Annotated in this window: 20 protein-coding genes; 11 read left to right on the top strand and 9 right to left on the bottom strand. The window is 74.6% G+C overall.

Annotated elements, in window-relative coordinates; genetic code table 11:
* The first annotated feature begins 21 nt into the window (after positions 1-21).
* Genes mca through EYB28_RS16315 form a run of 3 tightly spaced genes read left to right on the top strand, consistent with a single transcriptional unit; the run spans position 22 to position 2,203 of the window.
* Positions 22-894, top strand: a complete 873-nt coding sequence (gene mca / locus EYB28_RS16325) for a mycothiol conjugate amidase Mca (RefSeq protein WP_166852616.1) — start codon at positions 22-24, stop codon at positions 892-894.
* On the top strand, positions 891-1,262 hold the full coding sequence (locus EYB28_RS16320; RefSeq protein WP_166849993.1) for a hypothetical protein: 372 nt from the start codon (positions 891-893) through the stop codon (positions 1,260-1,262). Before mca ends, EYB28_RS16320 begins: the two co-directional genes overlap by 4 nt.
* Entirely contained in the window at positions 1,259-2,203 is a 945-nt protein-coding gene (locus EYB28_RS16315) for a nitrilase-related carbon-nitrogen hydrolase (RefSeq protein ID WP_166849991.1), read from the top strand. The genes EYB28_RS16320 and EYB28_RS16315 overlap by 4 nt, the downstream gene beginning before the upstream one ends.
* Before the next feature lie 13 nt (positions 2,204-2,216).
* Here the strand turns inward: EYB28_RS16315 and EYB28_RS16310 are convergent, their stop codons facing one another.
* A complete protein-coding gene (locus EYB28_RS16310; RefSeq protein WP_370459492.1) occupies positions 2,217-3,029 on the bottom strand; it encodes a hemolysin III family protein in 813 nt (270 codons plus the stop codon).
* Positions 3,030-3,281: 252 nt separating this feature from the next.
* Between EYB28_RS16310 and EYB28_RS16305 the strand changes: the two genes are divergently transcribed.
* The 5 genes from EYB28_RS16305 to EYB28_RS16285 all read left to right on the top strand — a co-directional run bounded on the left by EYB28_RS16305 (position 3,282) and on the right by EYB28_RS16285 (position 7,652).
* A complete protein-coding gene (locus tag EYB28_RS16305; RefSeq protein WP_304599255.1) occupies positions 3,282-4,043 on the top strand; it encodes an isoprenyl transferase in 762 nt (253 codons plus the stop codon).
* A gap of 93 nt (positions 4,044-4,136) precedes the next feature.
* The gene (locus tag EYB28_RS16300) at positions 4,137-4,730 is read left to right on the top strand and encodes a MarR family winged helix-turn-helix transcriptional regulator (protein ID WP_166852607.1); all 594 of its coding nucleotides are present in this window, start codon (positions 4,137-4,139) and stop codon (positions 4,728-4,730) included.
* Between the two features lie 80 nt (positions 4,731-4,810).
* Positions 4,811-5,956: a ferrochelatase gene (locus EYB28_RS16295; RefSeq protein ID WP_166849989.1), complete on the top strand. Its 1,146-nt coding sequence runs from the start codon at positions 4,811-4,813 to the stop codon at positions 5,954-5,956.
* Positions 5,957-6,019: 63 nt separating this feature from the next.
* Positions 6,020-6,778: a hydrogen peroxide-dependent heme synthase gene (hemQ, locus tag EYB28_RS16290; protein ID WP_166849987.1), complete on the top strand. Its 759-nt coding sequence runs from the start codon at positions 6,020-6,022 to the stop codon at positions 6,776-6,778.
* Positions 6,779-6,821: 43 nt separating this feature from the next.
* A complete protein-coding gene (locus EYB28_RS16285; protein ID WP_166849986.1) occupies positions 6,822-7,652 on the top strand; it encodes a tryptophan-rich sensory protein in 831 nt (276 codons plus the stop codon).
* A gap of 24 nt (positions 7,653-7,676) precedes the next feature.
* Here the strand turns inward: EYB28_RS16285 and EYB28_RS16280 are convergent, their stop codons facing one another.
* The 3 genes from EYB28_RS16280 to EYB28_RS16270 all read right to left on the bottom strand — a co-directional run bounded on the left by EYB28_RS16280 (position 7,677) and on the right by EYB28_RS16270 (position 10,278).
* Positions 7,677-8,408, bottom strand: a complete 732-nt coding sequence (locus EYB28_RS16280; RefSeq protein ID WP_370459516.1) for a putative protein N(5)-glutamine methyltransferase — start codon at positions 8,406-8,408, stop codon at positions 7,677-7,679.
* A gap of 246 nt (positions 8,409-8,654) precedes the next feature.
* Positions 8,655-9,485: an aldo/keto reductase gene (locus EYB28_RS16275; RefSeq protein ID WP_166849984.1), complete on the bottom strand. Its 831-nt coding sequence runs from the start codon at positions 9,483-9,485 to the stop codon at positions 8,655-8,657.
* A 43-nt stretch (positions 9,486-9,528) separates the two neighbouring features.
* Entirely contained in the window at positions 9,529-10,278 is a 750-nt protein-coding gene (locus EYB28_RS16270; protein ID WP_166849981.1) for an AraC family transcriptional regulator, read from the bottom strand.
* 53 nt (positions 10,279-10,331) lie between these two features.
* Here EYB28_RS16270 and EYB28_RS16265 point away from each other — a divergent pair, with 53 nt between their 5' ends.
* The 3 genes from EYB28_RS16265 to EYB28_RS16255 all read left to right on the top strand — a co-directional run bounded on the left by EYB28_RS16265 (position 10,332) and on the right by EYB28_RS16255 (position 15,901).
* Entirely contained in the window at positions 10,332-13,901 is a 3,570-nt protein-coding gene (locus tag EYB28_RS16265) for a bifunctional proline dehydrogenase/L-glutamate gamma-semialdehyde dehydrogenase (RefSeq protein ID WP_166849979.1), read from the top strand.
* A gap of 117 nt (positions 13,902-14,018) precedes the next feature.
* Entirely contained in the window at positions 14,019-14,864 is an 846-nt protein-coding gene (locus EYB28_RS16260; RefSeq protein WP_205710944.1) for a patatin-like phospholipase family protein, read from the top strand.
* On the top strand, positions 14,861-15,901 hold the full coding sequence (locus EYB28_RS16255; RefSeq protein WP_240930601.1) for a 1-acyl-sn-glycerol-3-phosphate acyltransferase: 1,041 nt from the start codon (positions 14,861-14,863) through the stop codon (positions 15,899-15,901). Before EYB28_RS16260 ends, EYB28_RS16255 begins: the two co-directional genes overlap by 4 nt.
* Before the next feature lie 26 nt (positions 15,902-15,927).
* Here EYB28_RS16255 and EYB28_RS16250 read toward each other — a convergent pair whose 3' ends face one another.
* The 5 genes from EYB28_RS16250 to EYB28_RS16230 all read right to left on the bottom strand — a co-directional run bounded on the left by EYB28_RS16250 (position 15,928) and on the right by EYB28_RS16230 (position 21,258).
* The gene (locus EYB28_RS16250; protein ID WP_166849976.1) at positions 15,928-16,473 is read right to left on the bottom strand and encodes a TIGR03086 family metal-binding protein; all 546 of its coding nucleotides are present in this window, start codon (positions 16,471-16,473) and stop codon (positions 15,928-15,930) included.
* A gap of 82 nt (positions 16,474-16,555) precedes the next feature.
* Positions 16,556-17,566: a LacI family DNA-binding transcriptional regulator gene (locus tag EYB28_RS16245; RefSeq protein WP_166849973.1), complete on the bottom strand. Its 1,011-nt coding sequence runs from the start codon at positions 17,564-17,566 to the stop codon at positions 16,556-16,558.
* A gap of 9 nt (positions 17,567-17,575) precedes the next feature.
* Positions 17,576-19,144 (bottom strand): glycoside hydrolase family 1 protein, encoded by a 1,569-nt coding sequence (locus EYB28_RS16240; protein WP_166849969.1) that lies wholly within the window; start codon positions 19,142-19,144, stop codon positions 17,576-17,578.
* A 63-nt stretch (positions 19,145-19,207) separates the two neighbouring features.
* The gene (locus tag EYB28_RS16235) at positions 19,208-20,125 is read right to left on the bottom strand and encodes a carbohydrate ABC transporter permease (RefSeq protein ID WP_166849966.1); all 918 of its coding nucleotides are present in this window, start codon (positions 20,123-20,125) and stop codon (positions 19,208-19,210) included.
* Entirely contained in the window at positions 20,122-21,258 is a 1,137-nt protein-coding gene (locus EYB28_RS16230; RefSeq protein ID WP_166849963.1) for a carbohydrate ABC transporter permease, read from the bottom strand. Before EYB28_RS16230 ends, EYB28_RS16235 begins: the two co-directional genes overlap by 4 nt.
* Positions 21,259-21,369 lie beyond the last annotated feature (111 nt).

The raw sequence follows: 21,369 nt of genomic DNA, 5'->3' as shown, positions 1-21,369 counted from the left end.
TCGCCCGAGCCCCTGCGTCTGATGGTGGTGCACGCGCACCCCGACGACGAGTCGTCGAAGGGTGCCGCGACCACCGCGCGGTACGCGGCCGAGGGTGTCGAGGTCCTCGTCGTCACCTGCACGGGCGGGGAACGCGGCGACGTGCTCAACCCCAGCTTCCAGGTCCCCGAGGGGCACGAGTTCGACACGGTCGAGGGCCGCCGCGCCGTGCGGCGCCTCGAGATGGCGCGGGCGGCCGAGGCCCTCGGCGTGCGCCAGACGTGGCTCGGGTTCGTCGACTCGGGTCTGCCCGAGGGCGACCCGCTCCCGCCGCTGCCCGAGGGGTGCTTCGCGCTCGTGCCGCTCGCCGAGGCGGCCGCGCCGCTGGTCGAGCTGGTGCGCTCCTTCCGGCCGCACGTCATGACCACGTACGACCCGACGGGCGGGTACCCGCACCCCGACCACATCAAGTGCCACGAGGTCTCCTACGAGGCGTTCGTCGCGGCCGGCGACGGGTCCCGCTACGTGGTGACCGGTGGCGCGGAGCCGTGGGAGCCGCGCAAGCTCTACTACAACCACGGCTTCTCGATGTCGCGGATGCGGGCCGTGCACGAGGCGATGCAGGGCGCCGGCCTCGAGTCGCCGTTCGGCGACTGGATCGAGTCGCGCGCGGCGCGGGAGATCCCCGAGCGCGAGGTGACGACCCGCATCCATGTCGCGGACCACTTCGACCAGCGCGACGCCGCGCTGGTGGCGCACGCGTCGCAGATCGACCCGGACGGCTTCTTCTTCGCGGTGCCGCGCGACATCGAGGCCGACGTCTGGCCGACCGAGGAGTACGAGCTGGCGCTGTCGCACGTGCCGACGACCCTGCCGGAGGACGACCTGTTCGCCGGTCTGCGGGAGGAGCGATGAGCGTCGCGACGCTGTGGGCGCACGCGCCCGCGCTGGGCGCCCCGTTCGGCTCGGTGCTCGCCGACCCGGTGCCCAGCCCCAGCCCGAGCACGCAGGTGCCGGACGACCTGGAGGTCACGCCCGGCCTGGCCGGGTTCCTGGCGACGTTCGCCGTCGCCGTGGCCTGCGTGCTGCTGTTCCTCTCGCTGACGCGGCACCTGCGCCGGGCCAGGCACAACGCGGAGGAGCGCGGGATGCCGGTCGACGAGCGCCGGACCGTCCGGGAGCGGCGCCACGGCGAGTCCTCCGCTCCCGACGAGGGCGCCACGGGCACCGGGCCCGGCGGGGCGTCGGACGGCGAGCCGCCCGACCCCGGGGACCGGGGATGACCACGCCCGTCCGCGTCACGGTGGGCCAGCTCGCGGTCGGCGAGGACCACGCGGCCAACCGCGCGGCGGTGGCCGACGCCTTCGTCGCCGCGGCGCGGGTGGGCGCCGACCTGCTGGTGCTGCCCGAGTACGCGTCGGGCTACTCGCCGCGCGGTGTCGGGGTCGAGCACGCCGAGCCGCTCGACGGCCCGTTCGTCACCGCCCTGCGAGAGCACGCCGCGCGCTACCGCGTCGCCGTCATGGCGGGGACGACGGTGCCTGCCGCGGGGATACGTCGCGCGCCCGGCGAGTCGGCGCTGACCGGCCAGCTGCCGGCGATCACGGGCGCGGTGCGCCGCGTGGGCGGCGGCCGCGCGGCCGCGGACGAGCCGGCCGGGGACGGCAGGGCCGCGGACGGCGCCGACGGTCCCGAGCGGGCCGCGAACACGGTCGTGGCGGTGGACGCGTCGGGCGCGCTCGTGGGGGCCTACCAGAAGGTCCACCTGTACGACGCGTTCGGCACCCGCGAGTCCGACCGCCTCGAGCCGGGGCCGGCGGACGCGCCGCCGCTCGTGGTCCGGCTGGGCGACCTCACGTTCGGGGTCGTCACCTGCTACGACCTGCGCTTCCCGGAGTCGGTGCGGCGGCTGGTCGACGCGGGGGCCGACGTCGTCGTGGTCCCCGCGGCGTGGCTCGACGGGCCGCACAAGGCGGACCACTGGCGCACGCTGCTGCGGGCGCGCGCGATCGAGAACACGTCCGTCGTGGTGGGCGTCGGCATGGCGGGGCCGGGGCTGGTGGGCCGGTCGCTGCTGGCGGGCCCCGACGGCGCCGTCGGCCTGGAGCTGGACGACGCCGAGCAGGTGCGCACGGTCGACATCGACCCCGAGCCGCTGGCCGAGGCGCGGCGTCGCAACCCGTCGCTGAAGAACCGCCGCTACGTCGTCGTGCCCCGGGCGTGACGGGCCCGGCCGGTCACACCGTCGCGAGGTAGATGGCGACGGTGTGGCAGGCGAAGCCGACGACGGTCAGCGTGTGGAAGATCTCGTGGAAGCCGAACCAGCGGGGCGACGGGTCCGGGTACTTCGTGCCGTACACGACGGCGCCGACGGTGTACGCGAGGCCGCCCGAGACGACGAGCCAGCCCACGGCCGCGCCGCCGGCGGCGGCGAACTGCCCGATGTAGCCGACGGCGACCCAGCCGAGCGCGAGGTAGAGCGGCACGTAGAGCCATCGCGGGGCGCCCAGCCAGAGCACCCGGGCGAGCACGCCGGCGACCGCGCCGGTCCAGACGATCGCCAGCAGCACGGTGGCGGTGTCCGGGGGCAGGAGGATCACCGCCAGCGGTGTGTACGTGCCCGCGATGATGAGGAAGATGTTCGCGTGGTCCATCCGCCGCAGCGTGGCGGCGGCCCGCGGCGACCAGGTGCCGCGGTGGTAGACCGCGCTGGTGCCGAACAGCAGGAGCGTGGTGAGGCCGAAGACGGCGCACGAGACACGCTCGGCGCCGGGGTCGGCCAGCACCACGAGGACGATCGCGGAGGCGAGCGCCAGGGGGGTGGTCCCGGCGTGGATCCAGCCGCGCAGCCGGGGCTTGAGCAGCGCCGCGCCGGTCGCGGCCGCGACGGAGACGGTCTGCACGACGCCGGTCACCGCGTCGCGGGCGCCCGCCGCGGCGTCCTTCGCCTCGTCCTTCAGGCCGTCGACGACGCCCCGGACGTCGGGCGCGTCGGCGCGGTCCGTCGCGCCCGGGGCGTCGCCCCGGCCGTCCGGCGCACGTGTGGCCACGGTCGTCCTCCTCGCTGCAGTCGAACCTACGCATCCGTAGGTTACGCCAGCGTAGGTCACGGCCGCGAGGGAAGCGACCACGCCCTGTGAAGATCGTGGGTGGACCCGCTGGTGGGCGCCTCGGCAGGGCGCCGGAGGGGCGTACCGGTGCCTGTACGGTTGTCCCGGTCCGACCGCCGGTCACGCTCCATGCCCTGCTCCCGTACCCGCCGCCGCGCGCCCGCCGTGCGGCCCGATCCCCCGAGGTCCGCCGTGCGAATGCCCCACCTGCTCTACGGCCTGTACGAGCGGCGGCTGCTCGCCGCCCTGCCGGCCGCGCAGATGCCGCGGCACGTCGGCGTGATCCTGGACGGCAACCGCCGCTGGGCCCGGTCGTTCGGCGAGGCCGCCTCGACGGGGCACCGCCGCGGGGCGGACAAGATCGCCGAGTTCCTCGGCTGGGCGGAGAACCTCGGCATCGAGGTCGTCACGCTGTGGATGCTGTCGACCGACAACCTCTCCCGTTCCGAGGCCGAGCTCGCCGACCTGCTCGACATCATCCGGGACGCGGTGCAGGACCTCGCCGAGTCGCGACGCTGGCGGCTGCGCGTCGTGGGCCGGCGCGACCTGCTGCCCGACGAGCTCGCCGAGGCCGTGCAGGCCGCCGCCGACGGCACCCGGGGCGTCCAGGGCCTGCAGGTGAACGTCGCGGTGGGCTACGGGGGCCGCCACGAGATCGCCGACGCCGTGCGGTCCTACCTCAAGCAGGAGGCCGCCCAGGGGGCCACCATCGAGGAGCTGGCCGAGCGGCTCGACGTCGAGGACATCGCCAACCACCTGTACACCAAGGGCCAGCCCGACCCCGAGCTCGTGATCCGCACGTCCGGCGAGCTGCGGGTCGGCGGCTTCCTCATGTGGCAGAGCGCCCACTCCGAGCTCTACTTCTGCGAGGCGTACTGGCCGGACTTCCGCCGCGTGGACTTCCTGCGCGCGCTGCGCGACTTCTCGCGGCGCGAGCGCCGGCTCGGCCGCTAGGAGATCGCGGGCGGGCCCGCGCGTCATCTCCGCCGCCGGCCGGCGCGCGGCCGGGCGCCCGTCGGTGCCGTGCGGCACACTGCCCCCGTGACGATGTCGCCCGAGCCCTCCCCGCCCCGTGCCGGCGCCCGACTGGCCGCCGACGCCTGGGAGTCGCTGTTCCGCACCCAGGTCACGATCATGCGGCGGCTGCAGTCCGACGACATCTGGCAGGACCTGACCATGCGGGAGTACGACGTCCTGTTCACCCTGTCCCGGGCGCCCGGGGGTGCCATGCGGCTGCGCGACCTCAACGAGGGCATCCTGCTCGCCCAGTCGTCGCTGTCCCGGCTGGTCGAGCGCCTCGAGGCACGGGGCCTGGTGGCGCGCGCCGTGCCCGCCGACGACGCGCGCGGCACGCTCGTGCGCCTGACCCCCGAGGGCGCCCGGCTGCAGCGCGAGACCGGGCTCGCGCACGTGCGCACCATCACCGAGTACGTGGGCCAGGGCCTACCGCCCGACGAGCTGGAGGCGCTCATCGCCCTGCTCGACCGCCTGCGCGCCGCGCAGGCCGGCATCCCCGCGCGCACCGCCGTCCGGCACGACCCGGCCCCGGAGGACGTCTGCGCCGAGCCGGGCCCGGAGCCCGAGCCGGGATCCTCGGCGGGCGGGACGCGGGGGAGCGAGGGGCCGCAGCGGGCGAGGTGACAGGACGTGCTGTCAAAGTCACGTCCTCGGGCGGGCGTTCCTGGCCTGAGCGGCCGCGGGCTGGTGGAAGGATGGGCCCCATGCCGACGACCCTCCACTCGGCCGACACCGGCCCGTACGACGCACTGCTGCTCTACTCCTTCGGTGGCCCGAACAAGGCGGAGGACGTCGTCCCGTTCCTCCGCAACGTGACGGCCGGCAAGGGGATCCCGGACTCCCGCCTGGAGGAGGTCGGCGAGCACTACTACGGCTTCGGCGGCAAGAGCCCGATCAACGAGCAGAACCTCGCGCTGAAGGCGGCGCTGGAGGCCGAGCTCGCCCGGCGCGGCATCGACCTGCCGGTCGTGTGGGGGAACCGCAACTGGGAGCCGTACACCACCGACGCGATCGACGAGCTCGAGGAGCTCGGCGCCAAGCGTGCCGTCGCGCTGGTCACCTCGGCCTACTCGTCGTACTCCGGCTGCCGCCAGTACCGCGAGGACCTCGCGGTCACGCTGGACAGGCGTGGTCAGCTCGGCGACGAGGGCTCCATCGGGGTGCGGTTCGACAAGATCCGCTCCTACTTCAACCACCCGGGCTTCGTGCAGGCCAACGTCGAGGCCGTCGTCGAGGCGTACGGCGAGCTCGCCGCGAAGGGCGGCGCGCCCGCCGAGGCGAGGCTCGTGTTCGTCACGCACTCCATCCCCACCACGATGGAGGCCGCGTCGGTGGTCTCGCACGCCACCTACTCCGCGCAGCACCTGGACGTCGGCGCGGTCATCGCCGAGCGGGTCGCGGCCGAGCTGGGGCACGAGGTCCCCTGGGAGCTCGCCTACTGCTCCCGCTCCGGGCCGCCGTCGCAGCCGTGGCTCGAGCCGGACGTCAACGACCTGCTCACCGAGCGTGCCGGCGAGGGCCTGCGCGACGTGGTGATGTCGCCCATCGGCTTCGTCTCCGACCACATGGAGGTCGCCTACGACCTCGACACCGAGGCCATGGCCACGGCCACGGAGCTCGGCATGACGGCGGTGCGGGCCGGGACCGTCGGGACGCGCCCCGCGTTCGTGTCCGGCCTCGTGGACCTGCTGCTCGAGCGCGCCGCGCTCGCCCGCGGGGACGAGGTCGACGAGGCGACCGTCGGGGACCTGCCGGCCTTCCGGTCCGTCTGCGAGGTCGACTGCTGCCTGCGGCGTGACGGCGAGCCGAGCGGCGTGCCCGCGCTGTGCAGCCGCGACCTGTACCGCTGAGCACCGGGTGCCCCGCCCGGGCACCCCGTCCCGACCACCTCTCTCGACCCTGAGGAGCGCACGATGACGGACCAGCACGTCCACGGCGACACCGGCGAGGCAGTCGACGCGGAGAGCATCAACGCGTCGATCCGGTACGCGATGATCGCGGTGTTCTCGGTCGCCGAGCCGCTGCCCGCCGACGACGCCCGCCGCGCGGCGCTGGCGGCCGAGGCGGAGACGGCCCTGTGGGACGGCCAGGAGGACCGCGAGCCGTCCCGCGTCGACGGGGGCGTCGTCGTCCGCGGCGTCTACGACGTGGCCGGGCTGCGCGCCGACGCCGACCTCATGGTGTGGGTGCACGGGCCGTCCGTCGAGTCGGTGCAGGGCGCCTACCAGCGCCTGCGGGCCTCGGGCCTCGGCGCCGCGCTGGCGCCCGAGTGGTCCGTGGTGGCGCTGCACCGTGCCGCCGAGTTCAACAAGGGCCACGTGCCGGCGTTCCTCGCCGGGGAGCGGCCGCGCGACTACCTGTGCGTGTACCCGTTCGTGCGCTCCTACGACTGGTACCTGCTGCCCGACGACGAGCGCCGCACGATGCTGCGCGACCACGGCCTGGCCGCGGCGGGGTACAAGGACGTCCGGGCGAACACCATGAGCACGTTCGCGCTGAGCGACTACGAGTGGCTGCTGGCGTTCGAGGCGGACGAGCTGCACCGCATCGTCGACCTCATGCGCGACCTGCGCGCCACCGAGGCGCGCCGCCACGTGCGCGAGGAGGTGCCGTTCTTCACCGGCCCGCGCACCACCCTGGCCGAGTGGGCGGAGAAGCAGCCCCGCGATTGATCCCCAAGATGCTCAGCATGCTGAGTTTTGCCATGCTGGGTGGATGAGCGCCGCACCCACGAGCCCCGTCACCCCCGAGGCGGCCACCGCCGCCGACCGCGTCCGGCAGGTCGTCGTCCTGCTCGGGGCGCTGCTCGCCGTCGCCGGCGCCGCGGTGGGGTCGGGGGCCGCCGGCGGCACCCCCGTGGCCGAGGCCGCCGACGGCGCCCTCGCCTCCGACGCGACCGTCGTCGCCCCGGGCGGCCCGGCCTTCGCGATCTGGTCGGTGATCTACGCCGGGCTGATGCTCTTCGCCGTCGTCCAGGCGCTGCCCGGACGGGGCGCCGACCGCCGGTTGCGCGCCGTGGCCTGGTGGGTGCTGGCCTCCATGGTCCTCAACGCCGTGTGGATCGGCGTCGTGCAGGCGGGCCTGCTGTGGGGGAGCGTCCTGGTGATCGCCGCGCTCGTCGCGGTGCTGAGCGTCGTCGTCGTCCGCCTGGCGCGGATCGCGCCCCCTCGTGCGCTGGACACCGTCGCCACCGACTGGCCCCTGGGTCTGTACCTCGGCTGGGTCTGCGTGGCGACGCTCGCGAACGTGGCGGCAGCGCTCGCGCGCGCGGGTGTCGGCGACCTGCTCCTCGGGGAGAGCGTCTGGGGCACGGTCCTGGTGGTGGCCGGCGCGCTGGTCGTCGTGGCGCTCGCGACGTTCGTGCGAGCGGCCGGCCCGCGGCCCGGGATCGCGGTGCCGATCGGTCTCGCCGCGGGGTGGGGGCTGGCGTGGATCGGCGTCGCCCGGCTCCAGGGTCCGCTGGCCGACCCGGTCGTGGGCGTGACCGCCCTGGTCGCGGCCGCCGTCGCCGTGGCGGCGCCCCTGGTGCTCGCGCTGCGCCGCTGAGCACGTCCGGGCGCCGGTCCGCGCCTACCGCGTGGCGACGACGACCGTGCCGCCGGTCGCGTCGTCGTCGTCCGGGTCGTCGTCGGTCACGACCCGGGGCATCATCCTGTGCTCCGTGACCAGGGCGCGCGCGGCGTCGACCTGGCCGCCGCCGATCTCGAACAGCAGCGACCCGCCGGGAGCCAGCCAGGCCGACGCGGCGGCGACCACCCGGCGCAGCACGTCGAGGCCGTCGCCGCCGCCGTCCAGCGCCACGGCGGGCTCGTGCTCGCGGGCCTCGGGCGGCATGGTGCCGATCGCGCCGGTGGGCACGTAGGGCGCGTTGCAGGTGAGCACGTCGATGCGGCCGCGCAGCGCGGCCGGCAGGGCGTCGAACAGGTCGCCCTCGTACGCCGCGCCGCCGAGCGGGGCCAGGTTGTGCCGCGCGTGCTCCACCGCGGCCGGCTCGACGTCGGCGGCGTGCAGCTCGGCGCCGGCGCGCACGCCGTCGGGCAGCCCGAGGAGCACGGACCCACCGACCGCGCCGCACCCGCAGCACAGGTCGACGAGCACCTCTCCCGACAGCTCGCCGGCGGTGCGCACCATGAGCTCGGTGCGCCGCCGGGGGACGAACACGCCCGGGCCGACCGACCAGCGCCGCCCGGCGAACTCCACCCAGCCGAGCAGGTGCTCCAGTGGCTCGCCGGCGACCCGCCGTGCGACAAGACGTTCCAGTCTCGCCCCGGTCTCTTCGGCAGTTCGGGTTCCGTGCGGCAGTTCGAACTGCCGCGCAGAACCCGAACTGCCGACCGGATCGCCCGGCAGGCCGCTCGCAGCACCGAGGAGCAGCGCCTCCTCCTCCGCGAAGACGCAGCCCGCGGCGCGCAGCCGTGCGGTGACCTGCGCGAGGACTCCCTCCGGTTCGCCGCTCAGGGGTTCCGCCCGCAGGTCTCGTGCGCCCCGGGGGCCGGCCGGCGGCTGCAGGCAGCGGACTGTCGAGGATGAGTGGGCATCGACGGCTCGTCAGTGACCGAACGCATCCGAGTCCGTGACGTGCGCCTCGCCGCGGTCGAGCGCGGAGACCGCCTCGATCTCCTCGGCGGTGAGCTCCACCTCGAGCGAGGCGAGGTTCTCGCGCTGCCGCTCCGGCGAGGCCGACTTCGGCACCGTCACGTACCCCTGCTGGGTGACCCACCGCAGCACGACCTGCGCCGGCGTGCAGCCGTGCCGCTCGGCGATCTGGACGACGACCGGCTCCGCGAGGACGTCCGCGGGCTTGATGGGGCTCCACGCCTCGGTGACGATCCCGTGCTCGCGGTGGAACGCGACCGTCTCGGCGCGCGTCGCGTACGGGTTGAGGTTGATCTGGTTCACCTCCGGCGCCTCGCCGGTGGCGTCGAGGAGCCGCCGCAGGTGGGCCGGCTTGAAGTTCGACGTGCCCGCCGCCCGGATCAGGCCCTCCTCGCGCAGGCGCAGCAGGCCCCGCCAGGCGTCGACGTACCGGTCCTGGCCCGGGTTCGGCCAGTGGATCAGCAGCAGGTCGAGGTAGTCGAGGCCGAGCCGCTCGAGGGCGTTCTCGCAGGCCTGCCGCGCCCCGTCGACGCCGTGCCACTCCTTGTTGAACTTGGTGGTGACGAACAGCTCGGAGCGCGGCACGGAGGCGTCGGCGATCCCGCGGCCCACGCCGCGCTCGTTGCGGTAGTTCTCGGCGGTGTCGACCGAGCGGTACCCGGAGGAGATCGCGGCGGCGACGGCGGTCGCGGACTCGTCGTCGTCCATCGGCCAGGTGCCCAGGCCGAGCACCGGCATGGCGGTTCCGTGGGACAGGGTCACGGTGGGGGCGAGTTGCGTCATGCCGCTGAACTTACGCCCGTCTCCGAGCGGGTGAAAGCCGGGGCTACCGGGACCGGCGGCGGAACGACGACGGCGTCTCGCCCGTCAGCCGGGCGAACGTGCGCGTGAACGACGGCTGGTCGTAGAACCCGGCCGCGGTGGCGACCTGTGCCAGGGGCGTCGCCGTGGACGTCAGCAGGTGCGCGGCGCGGTCCACCCGGGCCCGCAGTACGAGCTGGCGCGGCGACAGGCCGAAGACCTTGCGTACCCGCCGGTCCAGCACCGCGGGCGTGCTCCCCGCCATCGCCGCCAGTTCCGCGACGGTCAGCGCACCGCCCGGGTCGGTCTCCAGACGCTCCTCCACCGCGGCGACCAGGCGGGCCATCGCGTCCATCGTCGCGTCGTCGGCGTCGCCCGAGCGCAGGTCCTGCGACACGGAGACGAGCCCGGCGACGCGGCCGCCGTCGTCCCGCAGCGGGAGCTTCGCGGTGAGGAACCAGCCGGGCGTCCCCCCGACGCGGCGGATCAGCTCCAGCTCGTTGCGCAGCGGGCGTCCGGTGCGCAGCACCTCGGCGTCCTGCGCCTCGTAGCGCTCGGCGAGCTCCGGCACGAACAGGTCGGACGCCCGCCGCCCGAGCACCTGGCGCCGCGACGTCTCGTTCGTGCGCCGCACGAAAACCTGGTTGACGGCGATGTAGCGCCCGCCGGCGTCCTTCGCGCAGAACATCACGTCGGACAGCTCGTCCATGAGTGCGACCATGACGGGCGACAGGGCCGCCATCAGGTCGGGGGAGTTGTTCGAATCCGCGCTCATCGCGGGTGCGATCGTACAAGACGAGCACCCCGGGTCAGGAGCACCCTGGGAGGATGAGTACCGCTGCAGCGACCCCCGGCGCCGCCACCCCCGGCGCCGGCCGGTCCGGACACCAGAGCACGCGCGCCGACGGGGGCGTCGAGGGCGTTCAGGGCGCGCAGGACGTGGAGAGCATGGTCGAGGACGCCGTCGCCCTCGCCCACCACTGGATCGCGGTCGCCGACGGCTCGGCGACCGACGGGCCCGCGGGCGGCGCCACGACCACCCGCGCCGACAAGAAGACGCGCGCCACCGCCGAGCGGCTCGGCTCCCTGGTCTCCGACCCCGCCGGGCTGGAGCTCGCCGTCGGCTTCGTCGACGACGTCGCGCGCCCGCACGACGTCGGCGCCGCGGCCAAGGCGCTCGCCCGCCTCGGCAAGGACGCCGGGTCCGCGAGCTTCCTCAGCCCCGTCGACCGCACGCTGTTCAAGGTCGGCGCCGCCGTCGCCCCGACCCTGCCCTCCGTCGTCGTGCCGGCCGCCCGGATCCGGCTGCGCCAGCTCGTCGGGCACCTCGTCGCCGACGCCGGCAAGGGCCTCACCGCGCACCTCGCGCGCACCCGCGCCGAGGGCTACACCCTCAACGTCAACCTGCTCGGCGAGGCCGTCCTGGGCGAGCAGGAGGCCCAGGCCCGCCTGCAGCGCACCATCGACCTGGTGCGCCGCCCCGACGTCGACTACGTGTCCGTCAAGGTCTCCTCGGTCGCCGCGCAGCTCGTCACCTGGGACCTCGACGGGTCCCGCGAGCGCGTCGTCGAGCGCCTCGTGCCGCTGTACCGGGCGGCGCGCGAGTCCGGCGTCTTCGTCAACCTCGACATGGAGGAGTACAAGGACCTCGCGCTGACCACCGCCGTCTTCACCGAGATCCTCGAGCGCGACGAGTTCCGCGACCTCGAGGCCGGCATCGTCCTGCAGGCCTACCTGCCCGACGCGATGGGCGCCCTCGACCACATCACCGAATGGGCACGGCGGCGCGTGGACGCCGGCGGCGCGCGGGTCAAGGTCCGCCTCGTCAAGGGCGCGAACCTCGCCATGGAGCACGTCGAGGCCGAGCTGCACGACTGGGAGCAGGCCCCGTACCCGACGAAGCCGGACGTCGACGCGAACTACGTGCGCATCCTCGACCACCACCTGCGCGCCGACCGCACCTCCGCCGTCCGCCTCGGCGTCGCCTCGCACAACCTGTTCCACGTGGCGCTCGCGATCCTGCTCGCCCGCGGCCGGGGCGTGACCGACGGCCTCGACATCGAGATGCTGCAGGGCATGGCGCCCATCGAGGCGCGCCTGGTGCGCGACGAGGTCGCGAAGGATGGCGGCCGCGTCGTGCTGTACACGCCCGTCGTGCGCGACGAGGACTTCGACGTCGCCATCTCCTACCTCGTGCGGCGGCTCGAGGAGAACTCCGCGCCGCAGAACTTCGTGCACGCCGCGTTCGCGCCCGCCGTCGAGTCCGGCGGCACCCGGCCCACACCCATGGCGCGCCAGGAGGTCGCCTTCCGCGCCTCGATCGACGGGGTGCGCTACGAACCGTCGGACGTCGCGCCGCGCCGCCGGTCCCGCTTCGACGGGGCGCCCGACCACGTCGAGGTGTCCGCCGGGTTCCGCAACGCCATGGACACCGACCCCGCCGTGGCGGCGCACCGGGCCTGGGCGCAGCACGTCACCGGCCCCGACAGCGGGTACGTCGGCGTCCAGGCCGCCGAGGTCACCAGCACCGACGAGATCGACGCCGCCGTCGCGCGCGCCACCCGCGCGCAGGCCGTCTGGGCCGCCGTCGCGCCCGCCGACCGGGCGACGGTGCTGCGCGCCGCCGCCCGCCACCTCGAGGACCGCCGCACCGAGCTCGTCACCGCCATGGTGCACGAGCCCGGCAAGACCGTCGCCGAGGCAGACCCCGAGGTCACCGAGGCCGTCGACTTCGCCAACTACTACGCGCAGTCCGCGGAGCAGCTCGAGCACGTCGACGGGGCCACGTTCACCCCCGACGGCGTCACCCTCGTCACCCCGCCGTGGAACTTCCCGGTCGCCATCCCCGCCGGCGGCGTGCTCTCGGCGCTCGCGGCCGGATCGGTGGCCATCGCGAAGCCGGCGCCGCCGACGCCGCGCTGCTACGAGATCGCGATCGACGCCGTCCACGACGCCCTCGACGAGGTCGCGCCGCAGATCGGGCTCGACCCCGCCGTGGCCCGCGACGTCGTGCAGTTCCTGCGCGTGCCCGACGGCGACCTCGGCAAGCACCTGGTCACCCATCCCGAGGTGGCGCGCGTCATCCTCACCGGCGCCATCGAGACGGCGGAGCTGTTCGCGTCGTGGCGCCCCGACCGCCCGGTGCTCGCGGAGACGTCGGGCAAGAACGCGCTCGTCGTGACGCCGTCGGCCGACCTCGACCTCGCCGTCGCCGACCTCGTGAAGAGCGCCTTCGGGCACGCGGGGCAGAAGTGCTCCGCCGCGTCGCTGGTCATCCTCGTCGGCTCGGCGGGCGACCCGTCGACCGAGACCGGCCGCCGCGTCCGGCGCCAGCTCGTCGACGCCGTCCGGTCGCTCGCCGTCGGGCCCGCCACCGACATGTCCACCGTCATGGGCCCGCTCACGGAGCCGGCCCGGGGCAAGCTGGAGCGGGCGCTGACGACGCTGGAGCCGGGGGAGTCGTGGCTGGTCGAGCCGCGCCGCCTCGACGACGCGGCCGCCGCCGCGGGGATCGACCCCGACCGCCTGTGGTCGCCCGGGCTGCGCGACGGCGTCGTCCCGGGCTCGTTCTTCCACCTCACCGAGGTCTTCGGCCCCGTGCTCGGGATCATGACCGCGAAGGACCTGGACGAGGCGATCCGGCTGCAGAACCAGGTGGCGTTCGGCCTCACGGCCGGGATCCACTCGCTGGACGACGAGGAGATCACCAGCTGGCTCGACCGTGTCGAGGCCGGCAACGTGTACGTCAACCGGCACATCACGGGCGCGATCGTGCAGCGGCAGTCGTTCGGCGGTTGGAAGGCGTCGTCGGTGGGCCCGGGCGCCAAGGCCGGCGGCCCGAACTACGTGGGCCAGCTCGGCGCCTGGTCCGACGACACCACCGTGGTGCCGTCGCGCGGCAACGACCCCGAGGCCTGGCTCGCCTGGGCGGAGCGCTCCGACCAGGCCGCCTGGGACGCCGAGTTCGGCACCGGGCACGACAGGACCGGGCTCAGCGTCGAGGAGAACACCTTCCGCTACCGGTCGATCGACCGGATCACCGTGCGCGTCGGTGAGGGCGCCCTGCCCGTCGAGGTCCGCCGCGTGCTCCAGGGCGCCCGGAGGGCGGGCGTGCCGGCGGTCGTCGTGCCGGCCCGGGACTCCGGCTGGGGCGTGCCGCACGAGGCCCCCGTCTCGCACGAGGACTTCGCTGCCGCGGTCGCGGACGGCCGCGTCACCGGCCGGGTCCGGGTGCTGGGCGACGCGCCCGGCCTGAAGGAGGCGGCCGCCACGCGGCTGGGCACCGTGACGGTGCTCGACGGGCCGGTCCTCGCCTCGGGGCGCCGCGAGCTGCTCGCGTTCCTGCGCGAGCAGGCCGTGAGCCGCACCCGCCACCGGTACGGGCACGTGCACGCCTGACGAACAGGCCCTTCCTCGACGCCGAACATGTGGTCGGTCCGGGATTGACGACGTCAATCCCGGACCGACCACATGTTCGGCCGCCACCCACGACATGGTCGTGGCACCATCGGGCGCATGACGGTCGCGTTCGTGCTCGGTGGCGGCGGCGTGCGCGGCGCCGTGCACGTCGGGATGCTGCAGGCCCTCCTGGAGGCCGGTATCCGCCCCGACCTCGTCGTCGGTACCTCGATCGGGGCGATCAACGGGGCGGCGGTGGCCGCCGAGCCCGAGCTGCCCGTCGTCGACCGGCTCGTCGAGGCCTGGTCGTCGTCCGTGGCGAACGAGGTCTACGGCGAGCCCTGGTACCGCCAGCTCGGGCGCCTCGCCCGCTCCCGCACCCACCTGTACGACCCCGCGGCGCTGCGCCGCGTCATCGCCGGCACCCTCGGCGCGCACACCACGTTCGAGGACCTGCGGGTCCCGCTCGCCGTCGTCGCCGCCAGCATCGAGCGCGCGTCCGAGCACTGGTTCGACACCGGCCCGCTCGTCGACGCCGTCCTCGCCTCCGCGTCCGTGCCCGGCGCGCTCCCGCCCACCGAGATCGGCGGGGAGCACTTCGTCGACGGCGGCATGGTGAACTCCATCCCCCTGGGCGAGGCCGTGCGGCGCGGCGCCACCACCGTCTACGTGCTGCAGGTCGGCCGCGTCGAGGAGCCCCTCACCGCGCCGACGAGGCCCGCCGACGTCGCCCGCGTCAGCTTCGAGATCGCCCGGCGGCACCGCTACTTCCGCGAGCTGGACGAGGCCCGGCAGACAGCGACCGTGCACGTGCTGCCCAGCGGCGGCGCCCTGCCCGGCGACGAGCGGCTCGGGGCTTTCCGCCGGCTCGACTCGACGCACCGGCGCATCGCGCAGTCGCTCGCCAGCGCGCGGGAGTACCTCGCCTCGCCGGCGCACGACGACGCGGAGCGGGCCCCGTGATCGCCCCGCCGCCCCGGTGGGCCCGGCGCGTGCTGCTCGGCCCGATCGTGGTCCTCCTCGCCGTCGCGCTCGTGCCCACGACGCTCATGCTCGGGCTGCTCGTCGGCGCCGCGCTCACCTGGGTGCTGCCGGGGCGCCTGCGCGTGCTGCGCCTGCTGTGGATGATCAGCGTCTACGTGGTGTGGGACGCGCTCGCGCTCCTCGGGCTGTTCGTGCTCTGGGTCGCGTCCGGCTTCGGGCTGTGGATGCGCCGGCCGTGGATGCAGCGGGCGCACGTCGTCCTCGCGCGGCGCATGCTCGCGATCCTGTTCTGGCAGGTGCGCTGGACCCTGCGCCTGCGGATCGTCGTCGACGCGCCCGCCGGCGCCACCCTGCCCGGCGTCCCGCTCGTCGTCGTGAGCCGCCACGCCGGCCCCGGGGACTCGTTCGTCCTGCTCGACGCCCTGCTGCGTGGCGGGGGCCGCACCCCGGCGATCGTGCTCAAGGACACCCTGCAGTGGGACCCGGCGATCGACGCGCTGCTGCACCGGCTGCCCGCCGCGTTCGTCACGCCGCGCTCCCGGCGCCGGCGCGGCCAGCCGGGCGCGAGCGCGACCATCGGCCACCTCGCCGCCGACCTCGGCCCGGACGGCGCGTTCGTGCTGTTCCCGGAGGGTGGCAACGTCACCCCGCGGCGCCGAGACGCGCGGATCGCCGCCCTGCGCCGGGCCGGACAGGACGTGCTCGCCGACCGCGCGGCGCGGATGCCGCACGTCATGGCGCCGCACACCGGCGGCTTCCTCACCGCGCTGGACGCCGTCCCGACCGACGGGGCCGTGCTCGTCGTCGCGCACACCGGTCTGGAGCGCCTCGTCACCGTGAAGGACATCTGGCGCGAGCTGCCCATGGACAAGACGATCGTCCTCGGCGGCTGGCTCACCCCCGTGGCCGACCTCCCGGCCGACCACCAGGGGCGCTCCCTGTGGCTGTTCGACCAGTGGGAGCGGGTGGACGCCTGGATCGCCGCCCGAGCCTCGGAGACCGCGCCCGCCGAGTAGCGCGCCGCGGTCCCCGCGGCGCCGGGTCAGCCCGCAGGCCGTCCGAGGTATGCCGCCAGCCGCGCGGTCGGGCCGGCGCCAGCCGGTGGTTCCACCGGGTCGTCGAACGGCAGCCGCGGGTCGCGGGGACCGTCGCCGAGGGCGCGCTCGGCGACGGCCTGGGCCACGGCGACGACAGCCGGCTCTGCCTCGACCGGCTGCCCGGTCGCCGTGGCGAGGTCCCAGCCGTGCGCGACGGTCTCCATCACGAACCCCGCCAGCGCCAGGGCGCCCGGTGCCGGGCCGAACGGGGCCGTCACGGTGGTGGTCAGCAGCTTGTCGTCCGACCACGCCGCCATCGCCTCGGCCGCCCCTGCGGCATACCGGTCCGCGACCGCCTCGTCGCCCAGGGGGACCCGGGCGGGCAGGTCCCGGGGATTGTCGCCCTCGGCCATCGCCCGCAGCTTGGCGGACACGGCGTGCAGATGCTCTGCCAGGGCCCGGACGTCGTACTCGGTGCACGGGGTGGGGTCCGCGGCCTGCTCCGGCCGGGTGCCGTCGAGCAGGTCCGTCACCCACCTCTGGGCCGTCATCAGATGGGGTCGAGGATCGGTGAGAAGGTCCATGGACCCACTGTGCCCGCCGGCACCGACACCACCCGTCGCGTGCTTCGTCTCAGGCGGAGTCGCCCTCGACCAGGCGAGGCACGAAGATCTGCGGCTCCGGAGACACGGGCACACCCGCCACCATGTCCAGCAGCGTGGACGTGGCGGCGGAGACCATCTCCACGACGGGCTGCAGCACCGTCGTCAGGCGCGGCGTGGTCCGCTCGGCGCCGAGCGCGTCGAAGCCGACGAGGGCGACGTCGTCCGGCACGCGGCGGCCGGCGGACCGCAGCACCTGCAGTGCGCCGGTGGCCATGAGGTCGGAGGCGGCGAACACGCCGTCGACGTCCGGGTGGTCGGCGAGGATCCGCTCCATCGCGGCGGCACCCCCCGCGACGGTGAAGTCGCCGCTCTCGACCGCCACGCCGTCCAGGCCGGCCTCGCGCAGCGTCCGCTGCCAGGCGTCGTAGCGGTCGAGCGCCGCCGTCATGTCGAGCGGGCCGGTGATCGTCGCGATCCGCCGGCACCCGCGCTCGACCAGCCGCCGGGTGGCGACGGTGCCGCCCGCCGCGTTGTCCACGTCCACGAAGTGCAGGGACTCCGTGTCGAAGGGGCGCCCCACGAAGACCGCGGGCATGCGCGACCGGCCGAGCTCGGGCTCGATCTGGTCCTCCCGGTGGTGGGAGGCCACGATGACGCCGTCCACGTGGCCGCTGCGCAGGTACCGCGCGATGTGCCCCGGCCGCTCGCCCTGGCGGGCGAGCAGCAGCACGAGCTGCAGCTCGGTGCCGCCGAGCCCCTCGCTCACGCCGCGCAGCACCCCGGCGAGGAACGGGTCGGTGAGGATGCGGGCGTCCGGCTCGGGCACCACGAGGGCGATCGAGTCGGTGCGCCGCGTCACGAGCGTGCGCGCCGCACGGTTCGGCGCGTAGCCGAGGCGCGCGACCGCGTCGTCGACGGCGGCCTGCGCCTCGGGGGAGACCCGCTCGCCGCCGTTGACGGCACGCGACGCCGTGGACCGGGAGACCCCGGCGGCCCGTGCCACGTCATCCAGCGTCGGGCTGGGGTGCTCGGTGCTCACGTCGGGAGACTACCGCTCGGCGGCCGGGCGGGCGGGCAGCGTGCCGGTGCGCGCGACGTCGGCGTACCAGTGACCCGACGCCTTGACGGTGCGCTCCTGGGTCTCGTAGTCGACACGGACCAGGCCGAAGCGCTTGGAGTAGCCGAGCGCCCACTCGAAGTTGTCCATCAGCGACCAGGCGAAGTACCCCCGCACGTCCGCGCCGGCGTCGATCGCGTCCGCGACGGCGCGCAGGTGGCGGTCGACGAACTCGAGGCGGTCCTGGTCGTCCACGCTGCCGTCCTCGGCGACGACGTCCGGGTAGGCGGCGCCGTTCTCCGTGACGAACATCGCGGTGCCCCGCGGACCCGTGTAGTCGCGCTGCAGCCGCACGAGCAGCCGGCTCAGGCCTTCGGGCTGCACCTCCCAGCCCATGTCGGTGGTCGGCAGCCCCCGGCTGTGGGGGTGGATGCCGTCCGGCACCGGGTTGGGCGACCGCGTCTCGCGCACCGGCCCGGCGTCGTCGCGGGCCCCGTCGGGGCCCGCCGTGCCGTCCGGTGCGGCGTCGCCCGCCGTGTGCTGCGGCCGGGCTGAGACCGCGCCGCCGTTGTAGTAGTTGACGCCGAGCACGTCGACCGGGGTGGAGATGATCTCCAGGTCGCCGTCGCGCACGTGGTCCGCCAGGCCCAGGTGCGCGACGTCGTCCAGGACGTCGGGCGGGTACACCCCGCGCAGGATCGGGTCACAGAAGATGCGGTTGAACATGCCGTCGTCGCGGCGCGCGGCGTCGACGTCGGCGGGGTCGGACGGGTCGACCGGGTCGGAGACGGTGAAGTTGAGCGTGAGGCCGACCGACGCCTCCGGGTCCCGCTCGCGGATCGCCCGGGTGGCCAGCCCGTGGCCGAGCATGAGGTGGTGGGCGGCAGCGAGGCCGTCCGCGGGCGAGGTGCGACCCGGGGCGTGGACGCCGGCGGTGTAGCCGAGGAACGCCGAGCACCAGGGCTCGTTGAGCGTCGTCCAGACGCCGACCCGGTCGCCGAGGGCGTCGTGCATCACCGCGGCGTAGTCGGCGAACCGGTACGCGGTGTCCCGCGCCGGCCAGCCGCCCGCGTCCTCCAGCGCCTGGGGCAGGTCCCAGTGGTAGAGGGTCAGCCACGGCAGGATGTCCGCACCGAGGAGCTCGTCGACGAGCCGGGAGTAGAAGTCCAGGCCCTCGGCGTTGACGGTCACCCCGTCCGGCATGACGCGCGCCCACGACGTCGAGAACCGGTAGGCGCCGAGGTCGAGGCGCCGCATGAGGGCGACGTCCTCGCGGTAGCGGTGGTAGTGGTCGCACGCCACCATGCCGTCGTGCCCGGCGTGCACGGCCCCGGGGACGCGGCAGAAGGTGTCCCAGACCGAGTCGCGCCGCCCGCCCTCGGCTCCGGCGCCCTCGACCTGGTAGGCCGCCGTCGCCGTGCCCCACAGGAAGCCTTCGGGGAACGTCACCGCGCCGGTCGTGTTCGGGGTGGGCGCGGTGAGCGGCGTCGTCGGGGAGAAGGGCACGGGCGTGCCGGGGGCGGCGAGACGACGGCCGGTGCCGAGCGTGGTCAGGGTCATGTCAGCGGAACTTCCCATGCGAGTCGGGGCGGGCGGTGTGTGCCCGGGAGAGGAGGGGGCGGGTCAGCCCTTGACGGCGCCGGCCATGATGCCGGCGACGAGCTGCTTGCCGACGACGGCGAACAGCACCAGCAGCGGCAGCGTGACGAGGAAGATGCCGCCCATCACCAGCGAGTAGTCGACGAAGTAGTTGGCCTGCAGCGACTGCACGACCAGCGTCAACGTCGGGTTCGTGTTGTTCAGCACGATCGACGGCCAGAAGTACATCGTCCACTGCTGGACGAACCAGAACAGGCCCAGCATGAACGCGGCCGGCCGGGCGGCGGGCAGGGCGACCGACCGGAACGTGCGGAACATCGAGGCGCCGTCGACGCGCGCCGCCTCGATGAGCTCGTAGGGCAGCGCCTCCGAGAGGTACTGCGTCATCCAGAAGACACCGAACGCGGCGGCCATGGCGGGCAGGATGACCGCCTGGATCTTCCCGACCCACCCGATGTCCGACATGAGGATGTACAGCGGGATGACGCCGAGCTGCACCGGGACCGCCATCGTCGCGATGGTGAAGACCAGCAGCGGGCCGCGACCGCGGAACCGCAGCTTGGCGAACGCGTAGCCCGCGAGGGTGGAGAAAAACACCACCGACAGCGAGGTCACCGTCGAGATGATCAGCGAGTTCGCGAGGGCCTTCCAGAAGTTGATCTGGGTGGAGGAGATGACGGTGGCGAACTGGTCGAAGAGGCTGCCGTCGGGGAGCCACTGCGGCACCGCGTTCTTGGCGATCTCGACGGGGTCGGACGAGCCCAGCAGCAGCGTGAAGTACAGCGGGAAGATCGAGATGAGCAGCACGATCCCCAGCAGGGCATAGGTCAAACGGCCCGGCCGGCGCTGCGCGCCGCCGATCGCCCGGCGGGCCCGGCGCCTCGCGGCGTCGGCCGCCGCGCGCTTGCCGGCGGTCTGTGCGGTGACGGCGACGGAGGTCATCGGTCCTCTCCCGGGGTGGTGCGGTGCGGGGTCGGGGCGTCGGCGGCTCCGGGCGGCCCGCCCGGAGCGGCGCCGGCGGGTGGTGGGGCGGCAGCGGCGGCGGCACGGGCATGGGCGACGACCGCCCGGGTCTGCCGACGGCTGACCTTCGCCCGCCGGCCGTCGGAGGTGGAGATACGCCGGGTGACCAGGAAGTTGACCATCCCGATGCCCACGACGAGGACGAAGAGCAGCCAGGCCACGGCCGACGCGCGGCCGAAGTCCTTCTGGTTCCCCCAGGCGACGTCGTACAGGTAGACGACGGTGGTCATCCAGTCCTTGTCGGGGCCGCCGAGCCCGGTGGCGTCGAACATGCGGACCTCGTCGAAGATCTGCAGGCCGCCGATCGTCGAGGTGATGACGACGAAGATGACCGTCGCCCGGATCTGCGGCACGGTGACCGAGAAGAACTGGCGCACGCGCCCGGCGCCGTCGATGACGGCGGCCTCGTAGAGCTCGCGCGGCACCGCCTGCATGGCGGCCAGGAAGATGAGGGCGTTGTAGCCGGTCCAGCGGAAGTTGACCATCGTGGCGATCGCGACGTGGCTGGCGAGGCGGTCGCTGTGCCAGCCGACCGGGTCGATCCCCACGATGCCGAGCAGCTCGTTGATGAGGCCGTACTGGTCGGCGAACATGCGCCCGAAGATCATCGACACGGCGACGGGGGCCACGACGTAGGGGACGAGGACGCCCATGCGCCAGAACGTGGCCGCGCGCAGGTTCTGGTCGAGCAGGGCCGCGATGGTGATCGCGAGGATCACCTGCGGGATCGACGAGAGCACGAAGATGGAGAACGTGTTCGCCAGCGACTTCCAGAACACGGGCTGGCCGAGCACCTCGGCGTAGTTCTGCAGGCCGACGAAGTCGCCCTGGCCGCCGAGCAGGTTCCAGTCGTGCACCGACACGTACGCGGTGTACACCAGCGGGAACAGGCCGGTGATCGCGAAGAGGACGAAGAACGGCGAGACGTACAGGTAGGGGGAGACCTTCACGTCCCAGCGGCCGAGCCGCTGGGAGAACCCGACGCGTCGCGGGGGTCGGGGTGCCGGTCCGTCGCGCCGCGGCGCGGACTGGGTGGGGGACAAGACGGCCATCTGCTCTTCCTGTACGTCGCCGGAGGTCGTGGGGGTGGGCCGGGGCGGCCGGCCGGCGTGCTGCCGGCCGGCCGCCGCGGGGCGCGGCGCAGGGGGTGCCTCGCCCCGCGG

It is taken from the genome of Isoptericola sp. BMS4, from assembly GCF_011634835.1.
Classification (GTDB): domain Bacteria; phylum Actinomycetota; class Actinomycetes; order Actinomycetales; family Cellulomonadaceae; genus Isoptericola.
The sequence above is the reverse complement of the archived record's forward strand: the minus strand, read 5'-3'. Positions and strand labels throughout refer to the sequence as shown.

Coding starts and splice junctions, on each gene's coding strand:
- mca (WP_166852616.1), top strand. CDS start 22: ATGGTGGTGCACGCGCACCCCGACGACGAGTCGTCGAAGGGTGCCGCG.
- EYB28_RS16320 (WP_166849993.1), top strand. CDS start 891: ATGAGCGTCGCGACGCTGTGGGCGCACGCGCCCGCGCTGGGCGCCCCG.
- EYB28_RS16315 (WP_166849991.1), top strand. CDS start 1,259: ATGACCACGCCCGTCCGCGTCACGGTGGGCCAGCTCGCGGTCGGCGAG.
- EYB28_RS16300 (WP_166852607.1), top strand. CDS start 4,137: ATGTCGCCCGAGCCCTCCCCGCCCCGTGCCGGCGCCCGACTGGCCGCC.
- EYB28_RS16295 (WP_166849989.1), top strand. CDS start 4,811: ATGCCGACGACCCTCCACTCGGCCGACACCGGCCCGTACGACGCACTG.
- hemQ (WP_166849987.1), top strand. CDS start 6,020: ATGACGGACCAGCACGTCCACGGCGACACCGGCGAGGCAGTCGACGCG.
- EYB28_RS16285 (WP_166849986.1), top strand. CDS start 6,822: ATGAGCGCCGCACCCACGAGCCCCGTCACCCCCGAGGCGGCCACCGCC.
- EYB28_RS16275 (WP_166849984.1), bottom strand. CDS start 9,485: ATGACGCAACTCGCCCCCACCGTGACCCTGTCCCACGGAACCGCCATG.
- EYB28_RS16270 (WP_166849981.1), bottom strand. CDS start 10,278: ATGAGCGCGGATTCGAACAACTCCCCCGACCTGATGGCGGCCCTGTCG.
- EYB28_RS16265 (WP_166849979.1), top strand. CDS start 10,332: ATGAGTACCGCTGCAGCGACCCCCGGCGCCGCCACCCCCGGCGCCGGC.
- EYB28_RS16260 (WP_205710944.1), top strand. CDS start 14,019: ATGACGGTCGCGTTCGTGCTCGGTGGCGGCGGCGTGCGCGGCGCCGTG.
- EYB28_RS16250 (WP_166849976.1), bottom strand. CDS start 16,473: ATGACGGCCCAGAGGTGGGTGACGGACCTGCTCGACGGCACCCGGCCG.
- EYB28_RS16240 (WP_166849969.1), bottom strand. CDS start 19,144: ATGACCCTGACCACGCTCGGCACCGGCCGTCGTCTCGCCGCCCCCGGC.
- EYB28_RS16235 (WP_166849966.1), bottom strand. CDS start 20,125: ATGACCTCCGTCGCCGTCACCGCACAGACCGCCGGCAAGCGCGCGGCG.
- EYB28_RS16230 (WP_166849963.1), bottom strand. CDS start 21,258: ATGGCCGTCTTGTCCCCCACCCAGTCCGCGCCGCGGCGCGACGGACCG.